This is a genomic window from Streptomyces sp. NPDC058697 (genome assembly GCF_042715345.1).
GTDB lineage: Bacteria > Actinomycetota > Actinomycetes > Streptomycetales > Streptomycetaceae > Streptomyces > Streptomyces liliifuscus.
Genome location: NZ_JBHXSU010000034.1, coordinates 17,970 through 40,379, shown reverse-complemented (window position 1 = coordinate 40,379; position 22,410 = coordinate 17,970). Strand labels below are relative to the sequence as shown.

19 protein-coding genes are annotated in these 22,410 nt (G+C 69.6%); 7 read left to right on the top strand and 12 right to left on the bottom strand.

What is annotated here, in order from left to right:
- Nucleotides 1–26: 26 nt before the first annotated feature.
- The 3 genes from ACFWXQ_RS42545 to ACFWXQ_RS42535 all read right to left on the bottom strand — a co-directional run bounded on the left by ACFWXQ_RS42545 (nucleotide 27) and on the right by ACFWXQ_RS42535 (nucleotide 2,277).
- The gene (locus tag ACFWXQ_RS42545; RefSeq protein ID WP_383945835.1) at nucleotides 27–1,253 is read right to left on the bottom strand and encodes a Cmx/CmrA family chloramphenicol efflux MFS transporter; all 1,227 of its coding nucleotides are present in this window, start codon (nucleotides 1,251–1,253) and stop codon (nucleotides 27–29) included.
- Nucleotides 1,254–1,491: 238 nt separating this feature from the next.
- Nucleotides 1,492–1,854, bottom strand: coding sequence for a hypothetical protein (locus ACFWXQ_RS42540; protein WP_383945838.1), 363 nt, complete (start codon nucleotides 1,852–1,854; stop codon nucleotides 1,492–1,494).
- A 9-nt stretch (nucleotides 1,855–1,863) separates the two neighbouring features.
- The gene (locus ACFWXQ_RS42535) at nucleotides 1,864–2,277 is read right to left on the bottom strand and encodes a hypothetical protein (protein WP_383945841.1); all 414 of its coding nucleotides are present in this window, start codon (nucleotides 2,275–2,277) and stop codon (nucleotides 1,864–1,866) included.
- An 85-nt stretch (nucleotides 2,278–2,362) separates the two neighbouring features.
- Here ACFWXQ_RS42535 and ACFWXQ_RS42530 point away from each other — a divergent pair, with 85 nt between their 5' ends.
- Nucleotides 2,363–2,971 carry a YdeI family protein gene (locus ACFWXQ_RS42530; protein WP_383945845.1) on the top strand — a complete coding sequence of 203 codons (609 nt, stop codon included), beginning with the start codon at nucleotides 2,363–2,365 and terminating at the stop codon, nucleotides 2,969–2,971.
- A gap of 177 nt (nucleotides 2,972–3,148) precedes the next feature.
- Here the strand turns inward: ACFWXQ_RS42530 and ACFWXQ_RS42525 are convergent, their stop codons facing one another.
- Complete coding sequence (locus tag ACFWXQ_RS42525; protein ID WP_383945848.1) at nucleotides 3,149–3,760, bottom strand: YceI family protein; 612 nt, start codon at nucleotides 3,758–3,760, stop codon at nucleotides 3,149–3,151.
- Nucleotides 3,761–3,964: 204 nt separating this feature from the next.
- Between ACFWXQ_RS42525 and ACFWXQ_RS42520 the strand changes: the two genes are divergently transcribed.
- The 3 genes from ACFWXQ_RS42520 to ACFWXQ_RS42510 all read left to right on the top strand — a co-directional run bounded on the left by ACFWXQ_RS42520 (nucleotide 3,965) and on the right by ACFWXQ_RS42510 (nucleotide 8,282).
- On the top strand, nucleotides 3,965–6,283 hold the full coding sequence (locus tag ACFWXQ_RS42520; protein WP_383945851.1) for a polysaccharide lyase 8 family protein: 2,319 nt from the start codon (nucleotides 3,965–3,967) through the stop codon (nucleotides 6,281–6,283).
- A 154-nt stretch (nucleotides 6,284–6,437) separates the two neighbouring features.
- Nucleotides 6,438–8,030 carry an acyl-CoA carboxylase subunit beta gene (locus ACFWXQ_RS42515; RefSeq protein WP_383945854.1) on the top strand — a complete coding sequence of 531 codons (1,593 nt, stop codon included), beginning with the start codon at nucleotides 6,438–6,440 and terminating at the stop codon, nucleotides 8,028–8,030.
- Nucleotides 8,031–8,090: 60 nt separating this feature from the next.
- Nucleotides 8,091–8,282, top strand: a complete 192-nt coding sequence (locus ACFWXQ_RS42510) for an acyl-CoA carboxylase subunit epsilon (RefSeq protein ID WP_055614000.1) — start codon at nucleotides 8,091–8,093, stop codon at nucleotides 8,280–8,282.
- Nucleotides 8,283–8,551: 269 nt separating this feature from the next.
- Here the strand turns inward: ACFWXQ_RS42510 and ACFWXQ_RS42505 are convergent, their stop codons facing one another.
- The 8 genes from ACFWXQ_RS42505 to ACFWXQ_RS42470 form a co-directional block, all read right to left on the bottom strand.
- Complete coding sequence (locus tag ACFWXQ_RS42505; RefSeq protein WP_026248371.1) at nucleotides 8,552–9,133, bottom strand: ATP/GTP-binding protein; 582 nt, start codon at nucleotides 9,131–9,133, stop codon at nucleotides 8,552–8,554.
- Complete coding sequence (locus ACFWXQ_RS42500) at nucleotides 9,114–9,695, bottom strand: DUF742 domain-containing protein (protein WP_055614001.1); 582 nt, start codon at nucleotides 9,693–9,695, stop codon at nucleotides 9,114–9,116. The genes ACFWXQ_RS42505 and ACFWXQ_RS42500 overlap by 20 nt, the downstream gene beginning before the upstream one ends.
- A gap of 91 nt (nucleotides 9,696–9,786) precedes the next feature.
- On the bottom strand, nucleotides 9,787–10,200 hold the full coding sequence (locus tag ACFWXQ_RS42495; RefSeq protein WP_033321188.1) for a roadblock/LC7 domain-containing protein: 414 nt from the start codon (nucleotides 10,198–10,200) through the stop codon (nucleotides 9,787–9,789).
- 10 nt (nucleotides 10,201–10,210) lie between these two features.
- Nucleotides 10,211–13,453 carry a nitrate- and nitrite sensing domain-containing protein gene (locus tag ACFWXQ_RS42490; RefSeq protein ID WP_383945858.1) on the bottom strand — a complete coding sequence of 1,081 codons (3,243 nt, stop codon included), beginning with the start codon at nucleotides 13,451–13,453 and terminating at the stop codon, nucleotides 10,211–10,213.
- Nucleotides 13,454–13,848: 395 nt separating this feature from the next.
- Complete coding sequence (locus ACFWXQ_RS42485) at nucleotides 13,849–14,424, bottom strand: ATP/GTP-binding protein (RefSeq protein ID WP_055614002.1); 576 nt, start codon at nucleotides 14,422–14,424, stop codon at nucleotides 13,849–13,851.
- Complete coding sequence (locus ACFWXQ_RS42480; protein ID WP_055614003.1) at nucleotides 14,405–14,803, bottom strand: DUF742 domain-containing protein; 399 nt, start codon at nucleotides 14,801–14,803, stop codon at nucleotides 14,405–14,407. The genes ACFWXQ_RS42485 and ACFWXQ_RS42480 overlap by 20 nt, the downstream gene beginning before the upstream one ends.
- Before the next feature lie 119 nt (nucleotides 14,804–14,922).
- Nucleotides 14,923–15,336, bottom strand: coding sequence for a roadblock/LC7 domain-containing protein (locus tag ACFWXQ_RS42475; protein ID WP_044471908.1), 414 nt, complete (start codon nucleotides 15,334–15,336; stop codon nucleotides 14,923–14,925).
- A 9-nt stretch (nucleotides 15,337–15,345) separates the two neighbouring features.
- Nucleotides 15,346–19,104 (bottom strand): nitrate- and nitrite sensing domain-containing protein, encoded by a 3,759-nt coding sequence (locus ACFWXQ_RS42470; protein ID WP_386270313.1) that lies wholly within the window; start codon nucleotides 19,102–19,104, stop codon nucleotides 15,346–15,348.
- A gap of 602 nt (nucleotides 19,105–19,706) precedes the next feature.
- Here ACFWXQ_RS42470 and ACFWXQ_RS42465 point away from each other — a divergent pair.
- From ACFWXQ_RS42465 to gltX, 3 genes are all read left to right on the top strand, one after another.
- The gene (locus ACFWXQ_RS42465; protein ID WP_383945863.1) at nucleotides 19,707–19,922 is read left to right on the top strand and encodes a hypothetical protein; all 216 of its coding nucleotides are present in this window, start codon (nucleotides 19,707–19,709) and stop codon (nucleotides 19,920–19,922) included.
- A gap of 105 nt (nucleotides 19,923–20,027) precedes the next feature.
- Complete coding sequence (locus ACFWXQ_RS42460; RefSeq protein WP_383945866.1) at nucleotides 20,028–20,816, top strand: fumarylacetoacetate hydrolase family protein; 789 nt, start codon at nucleotides 20,028–20,030, stop codon at nucleotides 20,814–20,816.
- On the top strand, nucleotides 20,809–22,284 hold the full coding sequence (gltX, locus tag ACFWXQ_RS42455) for a glutamate--tRNA ligase (protein WP_383945869.1): 1,476 nt from the start codon (nucleotides 20,809–20,811) through the stop codon (nucleotides 22,282–22,284). Before ACFWXQ_RS42460 ends, gltX begins: the two co-directional genes overlap by 8 nt.
- The last annotated feature ends 126 nt before the right edge of the window (nucleotides 22,285–22,410 follow it).

Sequence of the window (22,410 nt, the reverse complement as noted above, 5' to 3'; positions counted from 1 at the left end):
CCGCCCGCCCGCCGACCCGCACCGGGTTATTCCGTGGGCTGTCCGAGGGGACGCCCGCCGTCATTGGCGCGAAGACCGTCCACGTTGCCGTCGATGCTCCCGCGAACCGTGAGGGCCCCTGTTCGCCACGCGGCCCCTCCCGCCACCAGGGCGAGCCCCACCAGCACGGCACTCACCCACACCGGCGAGCGGTACCCAAGACCCGCCCCGATCGCGAGCCCGCCCAGCCACGGCCCGAGCGCCCCGCCCACGTTGAACGCGGCCGTGGCGAAACCGCCCGCCAGGGTGGGCGCGCCGGCCGCCTCGTACAGCACCCGGGAGATCAGCGTTGACCCGACCCCGAACGACAACACGCCCTGTACGAAGGCGAGTACGACCGCCGCCACCGGGTTCCCGGCGGTCAGGCCGAGGAGGCCCCACCCGACGAGCAGGGCCACTCCGCCCCCGACGAGGACCCGGCCGGGCCGGGCGTCGGCGATCCGCCCGGCTACGGCGACCCCGACGAACGACCCGCACCCGAAGAGCGCGAGCACGAGAGGCACCCAGGCCTCTCCCAGCCCGCTGACCGAGGTGACGATCGGTGCGAGATAGGTGAAGGTGCAGAAGGTGGCGCCGTTCACCAACGCCCCCAGAAGCAGGGCCACTTGGAGCTGGGGTGCGCGAAGCGCCCGCACCTCGCCGCGCACACTGGCGCGAGCGGCCTCGGGCACCCCGCCCGGCACCGACCGCACGATCGCGAAGAGGGCGGGCACGGACAGCACGACCACGGCCCAGAAGGCGGCCCGCCAGCCCCACAGCTGCCCGAGGACGGCACCGCCCGGCACCCCCGCCACACAGGCGACGGTGACCCCGCCGAGCAGTACGGACATGGCCCGGCCCTTGGCATCGGCGTCGACCATCGCCACGGCCGTCACGACGGCGACCGCGAGGAACCCGGCGTTGGCGAGCGCGCCCACGACCCGCGTGACCAGCAGCACGGCGAAGCTGTCGGTGACCGCACCGACGACATGAACCACCAGGAAGGCGCCGAGAAACCCGAGCAGCGCCGCACGCCGGGACCAGCGCCGCGCCAACACGGCCATGAGCGGCGCCCCCACTACCATCCCGACGGCGAACGCCGAGGTCAGCGACCCGGCCGCCGGTACCGACACCCCCATCTCCCGTGCGATGTCCGGCACCAGCCCGGACAACATGAACTCGGAGGTCCCCTGAGCGAAGACAGCGAGCCCCAACAGATACAGCCCGAACGGCATGACAGAACTCCGTACACCCGAAAACGAACATGACAGGCTGCACGGCGTTCCGGTGACGGGCACGGTGACGGTGACTGTCACTGTGACGACAGTGACTACGGCAGGAGCGTGTACGCGCTTGACCGCGACGCTTCAGCCGGACATCCCGAGCAGCCACCGGAAAGCCGGTGGCCGGAGTCTTGACGCCTCGGGGCTGGACATGGGGGCAGGCTAGTGACGCCCGGCTTCCCCGGTCCACTCAATTGCCGGAGAACCGCTCCGCGAGGTCGCGATGCCGGTCCGCGGCCTGCTTCGCCTCAGCGCCGCTGATGGCCGATCCGGGCATGAGGCCCAGCCGTTCGACCATCTCCGCGAGCCGCAGATGCTCACGCCGCGCGTGCTCACGGCAGGCGAGGCACGTGACGCTGTCCGGACGAGGAGAGGTCATCGCGTACGGCACCCGCAGCCCGCACCCCGTGTCGGCCACACTCGGCAGATCACCGGCCAGACCGAACGTGGACGCCAGCACATTGCGGACGGCGGCGTCACCCCGGGCCACCTTCGCCTCGACATGGATGTGCGGATCACGACCGTGCTCGTTCATGTGTCCTCGCTCGTTCATGAGTCCTCCTCACGCCCCCGCCGAAGCCGACTCGTCGAAGATCCACCGCCCCGAGTGCCCCGGCGGAAGGGCCAGATCGTCGCGCACCGCGGAGTAGTACCGCTCCCGGGCCGCCCACTGACGGGCCGGCAGGGCCGACCGGGCTTCGAGGGCCGAGGCCGGCTGGGGCGCCGCCTCCTCGGGGGAGAGGGGATGCGGGTGCGGGTCGTTGCCGAGGTGGGCGGAGACCCGGTAGGTCAGGGTGACGCTCTTCTTCAGGACGCGGGCGTAGTCGGAGTACACGGTGAGGCGCCGTTCCTCCCACCGAGCCGTCTGCTCGCGCCGGAACCGGACCTTGTCCCCGCGCACGATCGCCAGATACGAGCCGAGGGCACCGACGACCACGCCTATCAGGGCGGGGAGTTGCTGTATGAACGCGGACACCGGCGCACAGTAACGTCAGAGTCCCGTACGGCCAACCCGTCCCTGTAGGACGGAAGCTGTCCTAGTTCCGTCCTACGGTCTTCCCATGAACGAGACCTCCGGTACCCCCGAAGCCCCCGACACCCTCGGCGGCGCGGAGATCAGGACCTTCACGGACGCGGCGGACCTCGAAGCCTGGATGTCCACCCGTCCCGGGCTCCGCGCCGGCGTCTGGCTGAAGATCGCCAAGAAGGGTTCCGGCCTGCCGTCGATCACCATCACGGAGGCCCTCGACGTGGCCCTCTGTCACGGCTGGATCGACGGTCAGCGGCGGGGGCTCGACGACTCGTACTACCTGCAGAAATACACCCCGCGCAGGCCCGGCAGCCTCTGGTCGATGGTCAACGTGCGCAAGGTCGAGGCCCTCACCGCGGCCGGCCGGATGCGGCCCCCGGGGCTGGCGGAGGTCGCGGCGGCGAAGGCGGACGGCCGCTGGGAGGCTGCGTACGAGTCCCAGCGGAACACCACGGTCCCGGACGACCTGTCCGCCGCCCTGAACCGCAGCCCGCGCGCGAAGGCCTTCTTCGAGGGGCTCGGCAGGACGGACCAGTACCTGGTCGTCCTGGGCCTGCTGAAGGCGAGGACGCCGGAGGTGAGGGCGGCCCGTCTGGAGAAGGCGATCGCCGGTCTGGAGTCGGGCCGACGGGCGCGGTGACGTGCCGACAGGCCATGGGGCCTGCCGGATACCACCGACACGCGCCCACACACCCGAGCGCCCGCCTCCCACTCCCAGGAAATCCAGGGGAGCCGGACGACGGGCGCGCTCAGAGGGCAACCGTAGGTCGGTCAGTTGCGGGAAAGAACCCGAACCCGAACCCGAAACAGAATCCGATCAGGCGGCGTTCTTGATCGCCGAGATGTCGAAGTTCAGCTTGATCTTGTCGGAGACGAGCACGCCACCGGTCTCCAGCGCCGCGTTCCAGGTGAGGCCCCACTCGGAGCGCAGGATCTCGGCCTTGCCCTCGAAACCGACGCGCTCGTTGCCGAACGGGTCCTTCGCGGAGCCGTTGAACTCCAGGTCGATGGCGAGCTGCTGGGTGGTGCCGAGGATCGTCAGGTCACCGGTGATGCGGTAGTCGTCGCCACCGAGGGCCTCCGCCTTGGTGGAGCGGAACGTCATCGTCGGGAACTCGTCGGTCTTGAAGAAGTCCGCGCTCTTCAGGTGACCGTCACGGTCGGCGGAACCGGTGTCGATGCTCTCCATCTTGACGTCGAGGGAAGCCGTCGACTGCGACGGGTCGGCGCCGTCGAGGTGCAGGCTGCCGGAGAAGTCCTGGAAACCGCCCTTGACGTTCGTCACCATGGCGTGACGGGCGACGAAGCCGATCGTCGTGTGGGACGGGTCGATCGTGTACTCGCCCGTGAGAGCGGCAAGGTCGGGGTTCACGGCGGAGGGCGCCGCGGTGGTGCTGTCGGTCTTTTCCTTGCTGCCGAAGAGGCCCATGACTAACTCCTTGGGGACGAGCCGCGGCCCTGTGCCGAAGCTGTTTAACGTTCAACGACATCGACCATAGACCTATTCCTTACGGGTTTCAACAGAACGCGCGGCGTGTCGCGCCGAATACACCCGGTTGCCATTGGTCTACTCCTAAGATCACCCGTTGCACCCCTGGTGAGCACACGGACACCTCGGGCACCATCGCCTGGCATGACCCCCACCCGCCGTACGTTCCTCCTGGCAGCGGCGCTCACGGCGAGCCCGGCGCTCATGCCCACCACGTCCGCCCGTGCGGTCCGCGACGACGAGTACGACACCCTCCGCCTTCGCTGGCTGGAGATCGCCCTCGGCGCCGGCTACGACCCGGCCGCCGAGCCGTACGCCGCCCGCCTCGCCGAGACCGGCGAGCTGGCCCGCGGCTTCCGGCAGACCATGGCCCCGAACGCCGGCTCGCTCTGGCCCGGGTACCCGTACGACCCGCCGACAGGCATCACCCAGAGCTACAGCCGGCTGTGGACGATGACGCAGGCGTACGTCCAGGAGGGCACCGGCTCCACCGGCGACGCGGGCCTGAGCACGGACATCCTCCGCGGCCTCGACCACCTCTCCGCCACCGTCTACAACCCCTCCACCACCCGCTACGGCAACTGGTGGGAGTGGCAGATCGGCAGCCCCCGCCTCCTCATGGACATCGTGGCCGCCCTCCACGGCGAACTCACCGCGGACCAGGTCGCCGCCGCCTGCGCGGCCGTCGACCACTTCATCCCCGACTCGATGCTCCGCGACTACTCGGGCACCTCGACCGGCGCCAACCGCGTCGACCTGTGCCGCTCCGTCGCCCTGCGCGGCATCCTCGGCCGCGCCCCCGAGAAGACCGCGCTGGCCCGGGACGCGCTCTCACCGGTCTTCCCGTACGTCACGAAGGGGGACGGGCTGTACGCCGACGGGTCGTTCGTCCAGCACACCTGGGTCGCGTACTCGGGAACGTACGGGCAGGTCCTACTCGACGGGCTCGGCCGCCTCTTCGCGCTGCTGGCCGGTTCGACGTGGGAGGTGACCGACGCCAAAAGACAGATCGTCCTCGACAGTGTGGAGGGTGCCTACGCGCCCCTGATCCACGACGGGCTGATGATGGACAGCGTCAACGGGCGTGCCATCAGCCGTGGTTACCTCAGGAGCGACGACCGCCACGTCATGCGCAGCGACCACTTCCACGGGCAGGGGCTGATCGCAGCGATCGCGCTCCTCGCCCAGGGCGCGAGCCCGGCGGAACGCGAGCGCTGGCACGCGAGCGTCAAGGGCTGGATCGAACGGGACACCGTCACACCGATTCTGACGGCACCGCAGTTCGGCGTCGGCGACCTGGCCCGGCTGCACGCGGTGGCCGGCTCGGCGGTCGAGGCCGCGCCCGAGCCGGTCGGCCACCGCCTCTTCGCCGCCATGGACCGGGCCGTCCACCGCCGCCCCGGCTTCACCGCGAACATCGCCATGGCGAGCGACCGGATCGCGTACTACGAGTGCGGCAACGGCGAGAACCCGCGCGGCTGGCACACGGGCGCCGGAATGCTCTACTGGTGGGCCGGTGGACCCAGTGACCAGTACACGGACTGGTACTGGCCGACCGTCGACTGGTACCGGCTCCCCGGTACGACCGTGTCCACCAAGCGGCTCGCGGACAAGGCGGGCGGCGAGTGGGGTGAGCCCAAGCCCGCCGCGCGCTGGGTCGGCGGTGTGACGGACGGGGAGTTCGCGGCCGTCGGACAGCACCTGTTGGGCCTCGGGTCGACCCTGGAGGCACGCAAGTCCTGGTTCTGCCTCGCGGACTCGATCGTCTGCCTGGGCGCGGGCATCACGGCCACCGACGGCGTCCCGGTCGAGACGGTCGTCGACAACCGCAACCTGGGGGAGGGCGGCACCCAGACCCTCGTACGAGGTCCCGGGTGGGCGCACCTCGAAGGCCACGGCGGCTGGGTGGTCCTGGACCGGTCCGCCCTGCGCACCCTCCGCGAGGACCGCACGGGCGCCTGGTCCGACATCAACACCACCAGCACCACCGAGGCCCGGACGCGCCGCTGGCAGACCCTCTGGCTCGACCACGGCACGGACCCGGTGGACGCCACGTACGCGTACGCCGTCCTGCCCGGAGCCTCGCGCCGCACGGTCGCCGCGCACGCGGCCGACCCCCGTCGGCTGTCGGTCCTCGCCAACGACTCCGGCCGCCAGGCCGTGTCCGTGCCCTCCCTGGGTCTGACCGCCGCCAACTTCTGGCGGGCGGGCAGCGCGGGCCCGCTCACCGCCTCGGCCCCCGCGAGCGTGCTCGTACGCCGCAGCGGCCGCACCGCTACCCTCTCCGTCAGCGAACCGCCGCGCACCGGAGAGGCCCTGGAAGTCGTCTGGGACCGTCCCGTACGCCGGGTCGTGCGCGCCGGTCCCGGGGTCGAGGTGCTCGCCACCGGGCGCCGTCTGAGGGTGCGTGTCACTCCGGGGACGGCATGCGCCACGCATGAATGTGAGGTGGCTCTCAGCTGACGGCTTTGTACAACCCCTACAAGCCACACGCCCTCTGAGCAGTCGGATCGCCTGCATGCGGTCATGGTTCTGTTCAGGGGTACCAGTAAAACGGGCCGGAGACTGTACGGAGTCGACGGCCCGCTTTCCTTGGTGGGCTTCGTAAGGTCGCTACATGACCGTTTTGGACGAGACCGGATCCTCGGCAGGCGAACCCACCGACGCCCGCGGGCGTGTGGCCGAACTGCACGCGATCCGTGCGGAGGCTCTTCGCGGACCCAGCGACAAGGCGACCGCGGCGCAGCACGCCAAGGGCAAGCTGACCTCCCGGGAGCGGATCGAGCTTCTGCTGGACGCCGGTTCGTTCAACGAGGTCGAGCAGTTGCGCCGGCACCGGGCGACCGGGTTCGGCCTGGATGCCAAGAAGCCGTACACGGACGGTGTGATCACCGGCTGGGGCACGGTGGAGGGCCGCACGGTCTTCGTGTACGCGCACGACTTCCGGATCTTCGGCGGCGCGCTGGGCGAGGCCCACGCCACGAAGATCCACAAGATCATGGACATGGCCATCGCGGCCGGTGCCCCGCTGGTCTCCCTCAACGACGGTGCGGGCGCCCGGATCCAGGAGGGCGTCAGCGCGCTCGCCGGTTACGGCGGCATCTTCCAGCGCAACACCCGCGCCTCGGGCGTGATCCCGCAGATCTCCGTGATGCTCGGCCCGTGCGCGGGCGGCGCGGCGTACAGCCCGGCCCTGACGGACTTCGTGTTCATGGTCCGCGAGACCTCGCAGATGTTCATCACCGGACCGGACGTCGTCAAGGCGGTCACCGGCGAGGAGATCACCCAGAACGGCCTGGGCGGCGCCGACGTGCACGCCGAGACCTCGGGCGTCGCGCACTTCGCGTACGACGACGAGGAGACCTGCATCGCGGAGGTCCGCTACCTCCTGTCGATGCTCCCGCAGAACAACCGCGAGAACCCCCCGGTGACCCACTCCGAGGACGAGGCCGACCGCCGCTCGGACGTGCTCCTCGACCTGGTTCCGGCGGACGGCAACCGGCCGTACGACATGACCAAGGTCATCGAGGAGCTCGTCGACGACGGCGACTACCTGGAGATCCACGAGCGCTGGGCCCGCAACATCATCTGCGCGCTCGCCCGTCTCGACGGCCAGGTGGTGGGCATCGTCGCCAACCAGCCGCAGAGCCTGGCGGGGGTGCTGGACATCGAGGCGTCGGAGAAAGCTGCGCGTTTCGTCCAGATGTGCGACGCTTTTAACATTCCGATCGTCACGCTGCTGGATGTACCGGGCTTCCTTCCGGGTGTCGATCAGGAGCACGGCGGCATCATCCGCCACGGCGCGAAGCTCCTCTACGCCTACTGCAACGCGACCGTTCCGCGGATCTCACTGATCCTTCGCAAGGCCTACGGCGGCGCGTACATCGTCATGGACAGCCAGTCCATCGGTGCCGACCTCACCTACGCGTGGCCCACCAACGAGATCGCCGTGATGGGCGCCGAGGGCGCCGCGAACGTCATCTTCCGCCGGCAGATCGCCGAGGCCGAGGACCCCGAGGCGATGCGCGTCCGCATGGTCAAGGAGTACAAGTCCGAGCTGATGCACCCCTACTACGCGGCCGAACGCGGTCTGGTCGACGACGTCATCGACCCCGCCGAGACCCGCGAGGTACTCATCCGCTCCCTCGCGATGCTGCGTACGAAGCACGCCGACCTGCCCTCCCGCAAGCACGGAAACCCGCCGCAGTAGTAACTCGGCGGACCCATCGCGGCAACCCCGCGGACCCCTCTCTCACGGAGACTCACACACATGGACATCCCTGATATTCGCGTCGAGAAGGGCCACGCCGAGCCCGAGGAAGTCGCCGCCATCACGGCCATCCTCCTGGCCCGCGCCGCCTCCGCGCCGGCCGCGGCCCCGACCCACCGGGGCCGCGCGAAGGCCGGCTGGCGCCGGCTGGAGCGCGAGCCGGGCTTCCGCGCCCCGCACAGCTGGCACTGAGCCTTTGTGAATGGGCCCCCTCCGTACAGCGGAGGGGGCCCATTCGCGTGTGTGCCGTCTGCGGGCCCGGTGGGGGCTGGCCGCGCAGTTCCCCGCGCCCCTTGAAGGCAGGGGGTGCAGGCGAGTTTTTGCCCCTAAGGGGCGCGGGGAACTGCGCGAGCAACCACGACGCACCCGCAGCCGAACACGAAGAAGTCCCCACCCAGCACAAAAGGGGGCCCCTCCCAAAAGGAAGGGGCCCCCTTTTCGTTCGGCTGAGCGCCGCAGGCCTACCGCAGGCGGGCCATCAACGCATGCTCCACCAGCGTGATGAGCGCCGACTTGGCGTCCGCGCGGTGGCGGGCGTCCGTGGTGATGATCGGGGTGTCGGGCCCGATCTGGAGCGCCTCCCGGACCTCGTCCGGGTTGTACGGCTGGTTGCCGTCGAAGCCGTTCAGGGCGATCACGAACGGCAGCCCGCTGTTCTCGAAGTAGTCGACCGCGGGGAAGCAGTCGGCGAGACGGCGGGTGTCGACCAGGACGATCGCACCGATCGCGCCGCGTACCAGGTCGTCCCACATGAACCAGAAGCGGTCCTGGCCGGGCGTACCGAACAGGTACAGGATCAGGTCCTGGTCCAGGGTGATACGGCCGAAGTCCATGGCCACCGTGGTGGTGGTCTTGTCTCCCGTGTGGGTGAGGTCGTCGATGCCCGCCGAAGCGGACGTCATCACGGCCTCGGTACGCAGCGGGTTGATCTCCGAGACGGCCCCGACGAACGTGGTCTTGCCCACGCCGAAGCCGCCCGCCACCACGATCTTCGCGGACGTGGTGGAGCGGGAAGGCCCTCCGCTAGAGCTTGCGAAGTCCACTGAGCACCCTTTCGAGCAAAGTCACGTCTGGCTGACCGCCGGCGTTCTCGTCGCCGCCGGGCTGATGGATGGCGACCAGGCCCGCCTCCGCCAAGTCGGCGACGAGGATCCTGGCCACGCCGAGAGGGATCGTCAGGAGGGCCGAGATTTCGGCCACCGACTTGATCTCCCGGCAGAGGTTGCAGATCCGCTGATGCTCGGGCAGCTGGCCCTGCATCTGGTGCGGCTGCGCGGTGGTGTGCACCAGTGCCTCGATGGCGAGCTGGTACCGGGGCCTGGTGCGGCCGCCCGTCATGGCGTAGGGGCGGACCAGCGGGTTGCTGGCGCCCCCCGCGGGCGACGGTTCGGGAGAGCGCCGCTGCGGCTGCACGGGCTGGATGCGCGGCGCCGGCGGCTGGTCGTACGGGGAAGGCCCGGGACCCTGGGGTGCGTAGGGCTGTTGGCGCCGCGGAGACGGTGCGGAGGGGAAGTTGTACCGGTTCGGCGAGTCGTTCCCGCCCTGGCCCTGGCCAGGGCCATAGGACCAGTTGCCCGAAGACGAACCGCCTGGGGGTGTTGCCACTTTCTCCTCCTCCGACTGTGCCGGGCCCATCAATGTGGAGCCGCGTCCGAAACCTTACGGCCACGGGACGCCAAAACGCATCGCTTGTCTGCTAGTTGAGAAGGCTCCCCTGGAGCTCCGCACGCAGATCAGGCGTCAGAACCGTACCGGCACGGTCCACCAGAAGGGCCATCTCGTACCCGACGAGACCGATGTCCGCTTCCGGATGTGCGAGTACTGCGAGCGAGGATCCATCGGAAATGGACATGATGAACAGGAATCCCCGCTCCATCTCCACAACCGTCTGATTCACGCTCCCGCCCTCGAAGATGCGGGACGCGCCCGCGGTCAGCGAGGTGAGACCCGACGCGACGGCCGCCAGCTGGTCGGCACGGTCACGCGGGAACCCTTCGGACATCGCCAGAAGGAGTCCGTCGGCGGAGACCACCACCGTGTGCGACACCCCGGGGGTGTTGTCCACGAAGTTGGTGATCAACCAGTTCAGGTTCTGTGCCGCCTGGCTCATCGGGCTCACACTAACGCTCCTGGTTGTAGGTGCTGTCAGGACCGAAGCCCTGGCCGTTCGTTTCGCTTCCTGCGTTACGCCCCCGCTGGACCCCGCGGCGCAGGTTGCTCAGCCTGCCCCGGACGTCCTCGGGTGCGCGGGAGACCTGGGGGCCGCCCTGGGGGGTCGATTCCGCGGTGCCCTCGACCAGGTTGGCCTTGGGTACACGCCTCGGCAGGCCGGAGGAGGTGACCCCGCCCGCCTTGGGCTTCTTGAGCTGCTCGGCGCGCTGCCACATCTGGTCGTTGTTCGACCGCCAGTCGCCCTTGCCGCCGCTCGAGTTGCCGTCGGTGCCGCCGCCGAAGGGAGCCGGCGATTCCTGGCCCACGGTCTGCTGGCCGCCCGCGCCCGCGGTGGAGCCGCGACGGGGAAGCCCGGCGTCGGTGGATCCGCGGCGCGGAAGCCCGGCGTCGGTCAGCGCGTGGGCGGCGGGAGAGGCCGTTCCCGGACGCTCGAAGCCTACGCGGTCCTGCTCGGCCACGTCAGCGGCCTGCACGGGCTCCGCTTCGGGAGCGTACTCGGAACGGTAGCCGTTCTGGTACGAGTCCTGCTTCGGCCAGTCGTCCTGGTAGGACTGCTCTTCGAAGGCCGAGAAGCTGTCCCGCGCGGGAGCGTGGGCCGGCTGGGGCTCTTCCTGGACCGGCTCCGCATAGGGAGTTTCCGGGTATCCGCCGCCTGCCGGGAAGTACGTCTCGTCGTACGACGCCTGCTGCGGCTCCTCGTACGGCGTCTGCTGGTCGTACGCGGGCGCCTCGCTGTACGCGGCCGCTCCGTTGTCGTACGCAGCCGCCCCGTTGTCGAAGGCCTGCTGGCCGTTGGCGTAGCCCTGCTGCGGGTCGAACTCGTCGCTGAACGACGGGGCGCCGCCCTCCAGCTCGCCGTGCGTCTGGGCCTCCAGGGCCGCCCTGCGCTCCTCACGCATCAGCGAACGGCCCACGGGGTCCAGCTCGCGTATGTCGTCCGGGACCTCGGCGTAGCGGCTGTCGTCGAAGCCCAGCTCCGCGGCCGTACGCATCGGCTGCTGGCCGGCGCTCTGGAACTCCTCGCCGCCGAAGGGCTGCTGCTCCGGGATGATCTGCGAGACGGTGAACTCGTCGCGCTGCGGTGCCGTCTCGCCGCCGCCACCGTGCGTGATGATGTCGGGCAGCATGACGAGCGAGGTCGTACCGGCCTGCTCGCCCGAGGGACGCAGCTGGACGCGGATGCCGTGCCGGTCGGACAGCCGGCCGACCACGAACAGACCCATGCGCTGCGAGATCGCGGCGTCCACGGTCGGCGGGTTGGCCAGCTTGTGGTTGATGTCCGCGAAGTCCTCGGCGGTGAGGCCGATGCCCTTGTCGTGGATCTCGACCATGATGCGGCCGTCCGGCAGACGGGTCGCGGTGACGCGGACCTTGGTCTGCGGCGAGGAGAACGTGGTGGCGTTCTCCAGGAGCTCGGCGAGCAGGTGCACGAGGTCGGTGACCGCGCGGCCGTGGATCTCGGCCTCCGGAACGCCCGACAGCTCGATGCGCTCGTACTGCTCCACCTCGGAGGAGGCGGCGCGCAGCACGTCGACGAGCGGGACCGGCTGGTCCCAGCGGCGGCCCGGCTCCTCGCCGGCGAGGACCAGGAGGTTCTCGCCGTTGCGGCGCATACGGGTCGCGAGGTGGTCCAGGCGGAAGAGGTTCTCCAGCTGGTCCGGGTCGGCCTCGTTGTTCTCCAGGTCGGTGATGAGGGTCAGCTGGCCCTCGATCAGGGACTGGTTGCGGCGCGACAGGTTGGTGAAGATCGCGTTGATGTTTCCACGGAGCAGGGCCTGCTCGGCGGCCAGTCGTACGGCCTCGCGGTGGACCTGGTCGAAGGCGCGGGCGACTTCGCCGATCTCGTCCGTGGTGGTGATCGGGATGGGGGTGACCCGGGTGTCGACACGGCCCGGGTCGGTGCGCGAGAGCTGGTCGACCAGCATCGGCAGACGCTGCTCGGCGACACCGAAGGCCGCGTTGCGCAGCTGGCGCATCGAGCGGCTCATCTGGCGGGCCATGAGCCCGGCGATGATGAAGGCGGCGAGCAGGGCCACGATGACGATGGCGCCGTTGACGAACGCGTCGCGCTGGGCGTCGGTGGCGATGTCGCCCGCGTCGGCGACGGCCCGGTTGATGAGCTCCTGCTCGACCTCGCTGTAGCCGTCGAACTTGAGGGTGGAGGCCGCCATCCAGGTCTCGGGCGTGACGCCCTGCTGGGCCAGGTCGCTCGGGGAGGCCCCGGTGGCGATGGCCTGGATCATGCCGGTCATGGAGGGCGGGGCCTTGTAGGTGCCGCCGGCTGCCTCGGTCTTGCTCTTGGCCTCGGCGCCGAGCTTCTTGCCCTCGGCCTCCTTCTCGGCCATGACCTGCTTGAGACGCGCCGCGTCCCGCGCCGTACCGCCGGAGACGTACTCCTGGACGGCCACGTTCTCGAGGTATGCGTAAGAGGTGAAGGCCGTGACCTGCTGCCTGAAGACCTTCTCGTTGCTGCTGGGCTTCACCAGGAGGTGCATGCCGATCGAGCGCTGCAGCGAGGCGGCGCCCTTCGACAGGGCGACGGCGTACACGGTGCGGCCGTAGCTCGTGATGTTGCCCGTACCGAGGCCCAGCTCGTTCGAGAACTCCATGAGGAGGTGCTCGACGGTGACGTAGCCCTCTTCGGTCTTCGTCGGGTCCATCGCGGTGGTGAAGGCGGTCTTGCGGACCTGGGTCAGCGTCGGCTCGGCCTGTTCCACCAGGTTCAGCCGGCGCTCCAGGCCCTGGCCGGCCGGCATCCCGACGACTTCCTTGTGGAACGCGTCCTGCTTGTCGTCCGTGAAGGCACGGGCCTGCTTGACCGTCGCGTTGTCGCGGTCGCCCTCCAGCAGCGGCTGGGCGGAGACGTCACGCTCGTTGAGGAGCGCCTCGGCGTACTGCCCGGCCGCGTTGACGATCTTGGCGACCTTCTCCGCGTCCTGGGCCTCCTGCCAGGTGTCGATGGAGCTCTTCACCTGGAAGCCGCCCATGACGAGCCCGACGATCACGGGTATGAGGAGAATGGCGTTCAGCCTGGTAGGCACACGCCAGTTGCGCGGGGACAGACGGCCGCCGCTCTTCGGGGGTGGGGCCGCCGGCTCCGAGCCGGACACATGTGCGGGTGCCGCTCCGCGCGGCGGCGGGGTGAAGTTGCCCCGTGCCGACGGCTCGGGACCGTTCTTGCTACGCCTCACTCGACCAACAACCTCTCGGCGTGTGCACCTTCGTCGTGCCGCGTGTGTCTTCCGGCCCTTACTACTGGGCAGTTCTGGCATTCCAGCACGTCAGGGTGTGCTCGTCCAAACACTCGGAACCAAGGATTCCGAGTGATGTAAGCCCTAGATAAAACGGTCATAAAGAGCGAGCCCCGCCAAAAGGCGGGGCTTTTGTGAGCACAGCGGCATCAGACGACCGCGACGCGTGTCGGTGCCACTCGATATCTCTGTCGAAACGTTATGAACACCAAGGCCGACCGTGTCAAACGACACAGCCGGCTCCAGTGCGTCTACGACAACTGCCGTACGGCGTTGCCAACTTGTGTGCCAGGCACGCCGAGCCGACGAGGACACGGCCCTAAGCACGGCGATCCCTAGCGGAGACGAGCCATCAAGGCGTGCTCGACCAGGGTGATCAGCGCACTCTTGGCGTCCGCGCGGTGGCGGGCGTCCGTCGTGATGATCGGGGCGTCCGGGCCGATCTGCAGAGCCTCGCGGACCTCGTCGGGCGTGTACGGCTGGTGCCCGTCGAAGCCGTTCAGGGCTATGACGAACGGCAGGCCGCTGTTCTCGAAGTAGTCGACCGCGGGGAAGCAGTCGGCGAGACGACGGGTGTCCACGAGCACGACGGCGCCGATCGCGCCGCGTACCAGGTCGTCCCACATGAACCAGAAACGGTCCTGGCCCGGCGTACCGAACAGGTACAGGATCAGGTCCTGGTCCAGGGTGATACGGCCGAAGTCCATGGCGACGGTGGTCGTCGTCTTGTCCCCGGTGTGGGTGAGGTCGTCGATACCCGCCGAGGCGGACGTCATGACGGCCTCGGTGCGCAGCGGGTTGATCTCGGAGACGGCACCCACGAAAGTGGTCTTGCCGACGCCGAAACCACCCGCCACCACGATCTTCGCGGAGGTGGTCGCCCGACCTCCGTCAGAGCTTGCGAAGTCCACTGAGCACCCTTTCGAGCAGTGTCACGTCCGGGGCGCCGCCATTGCTCTCGTCGCCACCGGGCTGGTGGATCGCGACGAGTCCGGCCTCCGCGAGGTCCGCGACGAGAATCCGTGCCACGCCCAGGGGCATGGACAGCAGGGCCGACACCTCGGCCACCGACTTCACCTCACGGCAGAGGTGGCAGATCCGCTGGTGCTCCGGGAGCAGCCCCATCAGCTGCGCCGGGTCGGCCGTGGTGCTGATCAGTGCCTCTATGGCGAGCTGGTAGCGCGGCCGGGTCCGGCCGCCGGTCATCGCGTACGGACGTACCAGCGGCTGGTCGCCCTCATCCTCGTACGGCTGTGCGTACGGATCATGAGAGGCGGTGGGCGGGGTCATTGATCCTCCGGGCGGGACAGCAGGTCGGTCAGTCGTGCCGTCTGACGGGGCCGGTGGGGGGAGGGCGGCCGACGGATTGTGCGGACGTTCGGTGAAATTCGGACGTACGTAAAACCTGGCTAGTGAAGCAGGCTGCCCTGAAGTTCGGCCCGCAGATCCGGCGTGAGCACCGCACCCGCACGGTCGACGAGCAGAGCCATCTCGTATCCGACAAGGCCGATGTCGCAGTCCGGGTGGGAGAGGACCGCGAGGGACGATCCGTCCGAGACCGACATCAGGAAGAGGAAGCCGCGTTCCATCTCGACGACCGTCTGGGCGACGGTGCCACCCTCGAAGATCCGGGAGGCACCGGCTGTGAGTGAAGTGAGTCCGGAGGCGACGGCCGCGAGCTGGTCGGCGCGGTCGCGCGGAAAGCCCTCGGACATCGCCAGAAGGAGTCCGTCGGCGGAAACGACGACGGTGTGGGACACCCCGGGGGTGTTGTCAACGAAGTTGGTGATCAACCAGTTGAGGTTCTGTGCCGCCTGGCTCATCTGGCTCAACTAACGCTCCTGCTGGTGAGTGGGGCTGGGGAAGCTGCCGGTCTGGCCGGTACCGGCCTGCCGACCTTGCTGGATGCCCCTACGAAGATTGGTCAGCCGGCCGCGTACGTCATCGGGCGCACGCGAGACCTGCGGACCGGTTTGGTGCTGTTGCTGCTGAGCCGTCCCCGCGACGAGGTTCGCGCGGGGGACCCGGCGCGGCAGACCCGAGACGGTCACGCCACCCGCGGAGGGCTGGCGTACCCGCTCGGCCTGCCGGCCGAGTTCGTCATTGGGGGTGGTCCGCCAGGAGGCGGACCCGGATGCGGCGGGTGCCGACGCGGGACGCTGCGGGGCCGCGGGGGCAGCCTGTACGGGCTGCTGCGGTGCCTGCTCGTCGTTGCCGGCCTGAGCCGCCTGGGCCTGGTTGAACCAGTTGGTCTCCAGGGTGTCGTACAGCGGCGTACGCCCGTCACCGGGACCCGTCGCCGGCGGCAGCGCCTCGGGCTCCTGGGGGAGCGCGGGACGCCGACGCGACTGCGGACGCTGGGGGCGGGAGCCATTGGTGCCGTTCGTGCCGTTGGCACCGGGACGCTCGAACTGACCGGTGCCGCCCTGCCGCTCGCCGTGGTTGGGAGCGGGGAACTGACCGGTGTGGTTCTGCTGAACGTCCTGCCCGGGAGCCGCGTACTGACCGGTGGAACCAGCGTCGTAACCGGGCATCGAGAACTGGCCGGTGGAGGCGGGGTCCTGGCGGTTGTACTGGCCGCCCGCGGACGGGTTCTGACCCGCGCCGGAAGGATTCGGCGTACCGAAGACATCCGGGCGGACGAACTGTCCGTTGCTCTGCGGCGTACCCGCGCCGGAACGCGGCGCGTCGTAGTCCGGCCGCGGGTACTCGCCCGTGGAACCGGCACCCTGACGGTCGTCGATCCGCGGCATCTGCGAGGTGACGTCCGGCTCCTCGTGGCCGCGCGGGGCGTCCATCGGGGAGCGCGGCACCGGCGGCTGCGCGTTGTCGTCGCTCCAGCTGGGCACCCGCGGCTGCGGGTTGCCGCCGGGCAGCTCGGCACGCGGACCACCGCGCGGCGGCAGCTGCGGCTGCTGGGGCGGACGACGGCCCTGGTCGCCACCGGTGGGACGCTGCTGGGGCTGCGGGGGCACGGGGCCGCGGTTGTTGCCGCCCATCGTGTCCTGGCGACCGCCGCCGAACGCGTCCTGGCGTCCGCCGAACGCGTCCTGCCGACCGGAGTCGTTGGCGCCGAAGTCGTTGAAGGCCTGCGGGGCACCGGCACCGGCGGGGGCCGGCCTGCCCTGCGGGGGCTGCTGGGGACCGCGCGATCCGCCCGGTCCGCCCGGGCGACCGCCCGCGTCCGGCCTGGGCAGCGCGGCACGCGCTCCGGTACCGGCGCCGACCTGGCCGCGCTGCGGTGGGGCGTTGAGCCGTCCGCCGTTGCCGCCGGTGGGAGCGCCCGCACCGAGGGCGGGACCGCCTCCGGCGCCACCCCGACGGGCCGCCGCGACACCGGCCGCGGCCTGCGCGGCGGCGGGGCCGCCGCCGTTGGGAACACCCTGGCCCTGCTTGTTGCCCGGAACCTTCTTGCCGCCCTGGGCGACATCGACGGGCAGCATGACCAGCGCGGTCGTACCACCGGAGTCGGACGGGCGGAGCTGGATGCGGATGCCGTGGCGCTGGGACAGCCGGCCGACCACGAACAGACCCATGCGGCGGGAGACCGAGACGTCCACGGTGGGCGGCGAGGCGAGCCGCTCGTTGATCGCCGCGAGGTCCTCGGGCGAGAGGCCGATACCGGTGTCGTGGATCTCGATCAGTACGCGGCCGTCGGGCAGCGCGTGACCGGTGACCTTGACCTTGGTCTGCGGGGAGGAGAACGACGTGGCGTTCTCCAGCAGCTCGGCGAGCAGGTGCACGAGGTCGTTGACCACGCGGCCGGCGACCTCGGTGGTGGGCACGGCCGACAGTTCGATGCGCTCGTACTGCTCCACCTCGGAGGCGGCGGCACGGAGCACGTCGACCAGCGGGACCGGACGGGTCCAGCGACGGCCGGGCTCCTCACCGGCGAGGACGAGAAGGTTCTCGCCGTTACGGCGCATGCGGGTCGCGAGGTGGTCGAGCTTGAAGAGCGAGGAGAGCTGGTCCGGGTCGGCCTCGCGGGACTCCAGTTCGGAGATGAGCGAGAGCTGACGCTGGATGAGGCCCTGGGAGCGGCGCGAGAGGTTGGTGAACATCGCGTTGACGTTGCCTCGCAGGAGGGCCTGCTCGGCGGCGAGTCGTACGGCCTCGCGGTGCACGTCGTCGAAGGCCGCGGCCACCTTGCCGATCTCGTCCTTGGAGTGCACACCGACCGACTCGACGGACGTGTCGACGTCCTGCGGGTCGGACTCGGAGAGCTGCTTGACCAGCTCGGGCAGCCGGTCCTGGGCGACCCTCGTCGCGGTGTCCTGGAGGCGGCGCAGCGAGCGGATCATGGAGCGGGCCACCACGAAGGCGCCGACCAGCGAGACACCGAGCACCAGCAGGATCAGCGCACCGGAGATGATCGCTTCCTGCTCGGCCTCGTTGCGCAGCTCGCGGGCCTTCTGCTCCATCTCGTTGAGCAGCGTGAGCTCGATGTTCGACATCTGCTGGTACCTGGCGGAGTCGGCGTCCACCCAGTCCAGGTACGAGCGCTTGTCGCGCAGCTGGAGACCGTTCTCCCGCGTGAGCACGCGCTCCGCGTAGCTGTCGGCTTCCTTGATGGTCGGGCTCGGCTCGTCGAGCGCCTTGGTGAGCTTGGCGGCGTTGCCCTCGTAGATGCTGGCGAAGCTGGTGAGTTCGGCCTTCTGGTTCTCGAAGGCCGAGAGGCCGTACTGCCGGTCGTTCTCGGAGAGTTCGCCGTACGTCGCGTCGGTGGCCGGCAGGGCCGCGGCGATGACCGCGCGCTGGATGGACGCGTACTCCTTGGCCGTGGAGAAGGCCGCCAGGGCGCGCGTGCGCTGGATCATCTCCGGGTTGCTGGTCGCCTCGGCCATGTCCTGGGAGAGGCCGAGCAGCTGGTCGATGAGCCGGTGGTACGCCTCGACCGACTGGGAGGAGTTCCTGTCGTCCTGGAAGGCGTTGTTGCGGATGCCGTTCAGGGTGTTGAGCTGGGTGGCGATGGCCACCACGTTGTCCCGGACGCCGTCGAGGTTCTCGCCGTCGCCCGCGTCGTCGAGCTCGTGGGTGCCGTCCATGAAGGCGGCGCGCGCACGGTCGGTCTTGTCGCGGACGCCCTTGACGGTGAAGTCGGACGCCTTCGTGCCGTTGGCGAGCGGACCGGCCGACTTGTCGCGCTCCTCCTGGAGTGCGACGGCAAGCTGGGTCGCCTGCTTGGTCATGTCGGTCAGCAGCTTCATGTTCTCGAGCTGCTGGATCTCGTCCATCGTGTCGCTGATGCGCAGGGCACCCAGCGAGGTGGCGGCGACCACGGGCAGCGCGAGCAGCGACACCAGACGCGTCGAGATGCGCCAGTTGCGCAGAGCTATTCGTGAGCCGGGGCCACTGGGGTTCGCCTTGGGCGGTGCGGCGGGCGGTGCACCGGGGCCACCGGTCACCGCGTTCGGACCGCCCTTGCCCTGGGTGCCCTTGGGCGCACCGGGGCGCGAGGAGCGGTCACCCCCGTCGCCGGCCCCTGCCGGTCCTTGGTTCTGGGCGTGCTGGGGCGAGGAACCGGTGCCGGTCCCGCCGTGCGGCTCCGGCTCCGCCGAAGCGCTGCCATCCCTCTTGAAACGTCCCTGCACTAGCGTCGCAACCTCTGGACCAGGCGCCTCTCCGCGTGAACGGCGAGACGGTGTCGGCGTCTTGGGAGCGCCCTGAACGCGCCCCCAGGTGTGGTCGTGAGTGACCGGCGCAGGCCCCCCTCCCCGCCGCCACTCGGCGCTGCGTTCGCGCCCCTTGCGCGCCGGTTCGATCCCGCGGCGGTTCCGTGGAATTCCAGCACAGTGCCGGATCTCCAACAAGGCCCATGGGTCATGCTGTGACCATCGTGACACCTAGTGAAGGCGGTGTTACGGCACGTGGAAAGCGATTCCGTTTATATCGGACACAGGTGCACGAGTCATTCGCCTGTAAGTGGTGTCCCAGTCGCCATGATCAGGAGCGGAATAGGGGCTTCAGTAAGGCAATGTCCGTTTCGGTGAGGAGGGTTGGGAGTCCGTATTGACCGGATTGCCTACCTGTGAGTGAGGAAACTCACACGACGATCACGTCGCCTTCACGCGTTCCACAGGGAAGCGCATGTTTAGCCTGGCGCTTTACAGGGATGGCAAATCCGACAACCCGCGCCCGCGCGGCGGTTTTTGAAGCCGCCCGGCGCCCGTACCGACAGGGTCCGAAACCGCAGATGAAGACGACGATGATGTTCCTCAACATAGCCAATCCGCGACGCACGACGCTGGCGCACCTCGAGGACGCCGAAGAGCTGCGTACGCCGGAGCAGCAGGAGCACTCCGTCGAGCTCCCCACCCAGACCGCCAACCCCCGGCGCACGATCCTGATGGACGCCCCGGTCGCGGCCCCGGCAGTGGACGCCCCGGTCGCCACCCTGGCGGCGAAGTAGCCCTCTCACGCCCCGCCCACAGCCGTTCCGCGAGGTCGCGCCCCTCTCCCGCGTTAGCCTGGAGCCTCAGACTCCAGCCAGCTCAGTGAGGGGCGCAGGCATCTCGTGCGCATCGCCAGGTTCTCCATCGACGGCAACGTCGCGTTCGGCGCGGTCGAGGGCGAGAGCCCTCCTGGGTCGACCGACGGGCTCGTGCTCGACATCATCAAGGGCATCCCGTTCACGGACTTCGAGCTCTCCGGCACGAAGGTCCCGCTGAACAAGGTCCGGCTCCTGCCGCCCATGCTCCCCAACAAGGTCGTGGCCTTCGGCCGCAACTACGCGGAGCACGCCAGGGAGATGGGCAACGAGGTGCCCGACGCCCCGTTCGCCTTCTTCAAGCCGTCCACCTCGGTGATCGGCCCCGGCGACGAGATCGCGTACCCCTCCTTCTCCAACGAGGTGCACCACGAGGCCGAGCTGGCCGTCGTCATCGGCCGGATGTGCCGCGAGGTGCCGCGCGAGCGGGTCAAGGACGTCATCCTCGGCTACACCTGCGCCAACGACGTCACCGCACGTGACGTCCAGAAGCGTGAGAAGCAGTGGGCGCGGGCCAAGGGCTTCGACTCCTCCTGCCCGCTCGGCCCCTGGGTGGAGACGGACCTCGACCCGTCCGACCTGACCATCATGTGCACGGTCAACGGCCAGCAGCGCCAGCTGGGCCGCACCAGCGAGATGATCTACTCCGTCGAGGACCTGATCGTCAACATCACCGAGGCCATGACGCTGCTCCCCGGCGACGTGATCCTCACGGGCACCCCCGCGGGGGTCGGCCCTCTGAACGTCGGCGACGAGGTCGCCGTCACCATCGAAGGCATCGGCACTCTCACCAACAAGGTGATCAAGCGTGGCTAACGCGACCGTCCGCGTACGTTTCTGTCCGTCCCCGACCGGCAACCCCCACGTGGGCCTGGTCCGCACCGCCCTGTTCAACTGGGCGTTCGCCCGGCACAACGAGGGCACCCTGGTCTTCCGCATCGAGGACACCGACGCGGCCCGCGACTCCGAGGAGTCGTACGGCCAGCTGCTCGACTCGATGCGCTGGCTGGGCTTCGACTGGGACGAGGGCCCCGAGGTCGGCGGCCCGCACGAGCCGTACCGCCAGTCACAGCGGATGGACATCTACCGCGATGTGGCGGCCAGGCTCCTGGAAGCGGGCCACGCCTACCACTGCTACTGCTCCACGGAGGAGCTGGACGCCCGCCGCGACGCCGCCCGCGCCGCCGGCAAGCCGTCCGGCTACGACGGCCACTGCCGCGAGCTGACCGCGGAGCAGAAGGCCGCGTACGAGGCCGAGGGCCGCACCCCCATCGTCCGCTTCCGCATGCCCGACGAGACGATCACCTTCACGGACCTGGTCCGCGGCGAGATCACGTACCTCCCGGAGAACGTCCCGGACTACGGGATCGTACGAGCCAACGGAGCCCCGCTCTACACGCTCGTGAACCCCGTCGACGACGCCCTGATGGAGATCACCCACGTCCTGCGCGGCGAGGACCTGCTCTCCTCCACCCCGCGCCAGATCGCCCTCTACAAGGCGCTCGCCGAGCTGGGCATCGCCAAGTCGGTGCCCGCCTTCGGACACCTGCCGTACGTGATGGGCGAGGGCAACAAGAAGCTCTCCAAGCGCGACCCGTCATCCTCGCTGAACCTCTACAGGGAGCGCGGTTTCCTCCCCGAGGGCCTGCTCAACTACCTCTCCCTGCTCGGCTGGTCGCTCTCCGCCGACCAGGACATCTTCACGATGGACGAGATGGTCGCGGCCTTCGACGTGAGCGACGTGAACCCGAACCCGGCCCGCTTCGACCTCAAGAAGGCCGAGGCGATCAACGCCGACCACATCCGCCTGCTGGATGTGAAGGACTTCGCCGAGCGCTGCGCCCCCTGGCTGAAGGCCCCCTTCGCGCCCTGGGCGCCCGAGGACTTCGACCAGGCCCAGTGGGACGCGATCGCCCCGCACGCCCAGACCCGCCTCAAGGTCCTCTCCGAGATCACGGACAACGTCGACTTCCTGTTCCTGCCGGAGCCGGCCTTCGACGAGGCGTCCTGGACGAAGGCCATGAAGGAGGGCAGCGACGCGCTGCTGCGTACGGCCCGCGAGAAGCTGGACGCGGCCGACTGGTCCTCGCCCGACTCCCTCAAGGACGCCGTCCTGGCCGCCGGCGAGGAGCACGGCCTCAAGCTGGGCAAGGCGCAGGCCCCGGTCCGCGTCGCCGTCACCGGCCGCACGATCGGCCTGCCGCTCTTCGAGTCCCTGGAGATCCTGGGCAAGGAGAAGACGCTGGCCCGTATCGACGCGGCGCTGGCGAAGCTGACCGCCTAGGCGCGCGGTCACACAGCCCACACACAGAGGGGCGGGGGGCGGGGGGGGGGCCCCCCCCCCCTCGCGCACGCGTTGGTATAACCCCATATAACGAAGGCGGAAAAAAACCCGCGAGAGGGGCGCGGA

Coding starts and splice junctions, on each gene's coding strand:
- ACFWXQ_RS42545 (WP_383945835.1), bottom strand. CDS start 1,253: ATGCCGTTCGGGCTGTATCTGTTGGGGCTCGCTGTCTTCGCTCAGGGG.
- ACFWXQ_RS42540 (WP_383945838.1), bottom strand. CDS start 1,854: ATGAACGAGCGAGGACACATGAACGAGCACGGTCGTGATCCGCACATC.
- ACFWXQ_RS42530 (WP_383945845.1), top strand. CDS start 2,363: ATGAACGAGACCTCCGGTACCCCCGAAGCCCCCGACACCCTCGGCGGC.
- ACFWXQ_RS42525 (WP_383945848.1), bottom strand. CDS start 3,760: ATGGGCCTCTTCGGCAGCAAGGAAAAGACCGACAGCACCACCGCGGCG.
- ACFWXQ_RS42520 (WP_383945851.1), top strand. CDS start 3,965: ATGACCCCCACCCGCCGTACGTTCCTCCTGGCAGCGGCGCTCACGGCG.
- ACFWXQ_RS42515 (WP_383945854.1), top strand. CDS start 6,438: ATGACCGTTTTGGACGAGACCGGATCCTCGGCAGGCGAACCCACCGAC.
- ACFWXQ_RS42510 (WP_055614000.1), top strand. CDS start 8,091: ATGGACATCCCTGATATTCGCGTCGAGAAGGGCCACGCCGAGCCCGAG.
- ACFWXQ_RS42495 (WP_033321188.1), bottom strand. CDS start 10,200: ATGAGCCAGGCGGCACAGAACCTGAACTGGTTGATCACCAACTTCGTG.
- ACFWXQ_RS42480 (WP_055614003.1), bottom strand. CDS start 14,803: ATGACCCCGCCCACCGCCTCTCATGATCCGTACGCACAGCCGTACGAG.
- ACFWXQ_RS42475 (WP_044471908.1), bottom strand. CDS start 15,336: ATGAGCCAGGCGGCACAGAACCTCAACTGGTTGATCACCAACTTCGTT.
- ACFWXQ_RS42465 (WP_383945863.1), top strand. CDS start 19,707: ATGAAGACGACGATGATGTTCCTCAACATAGCCAATCCGCGACGCACG.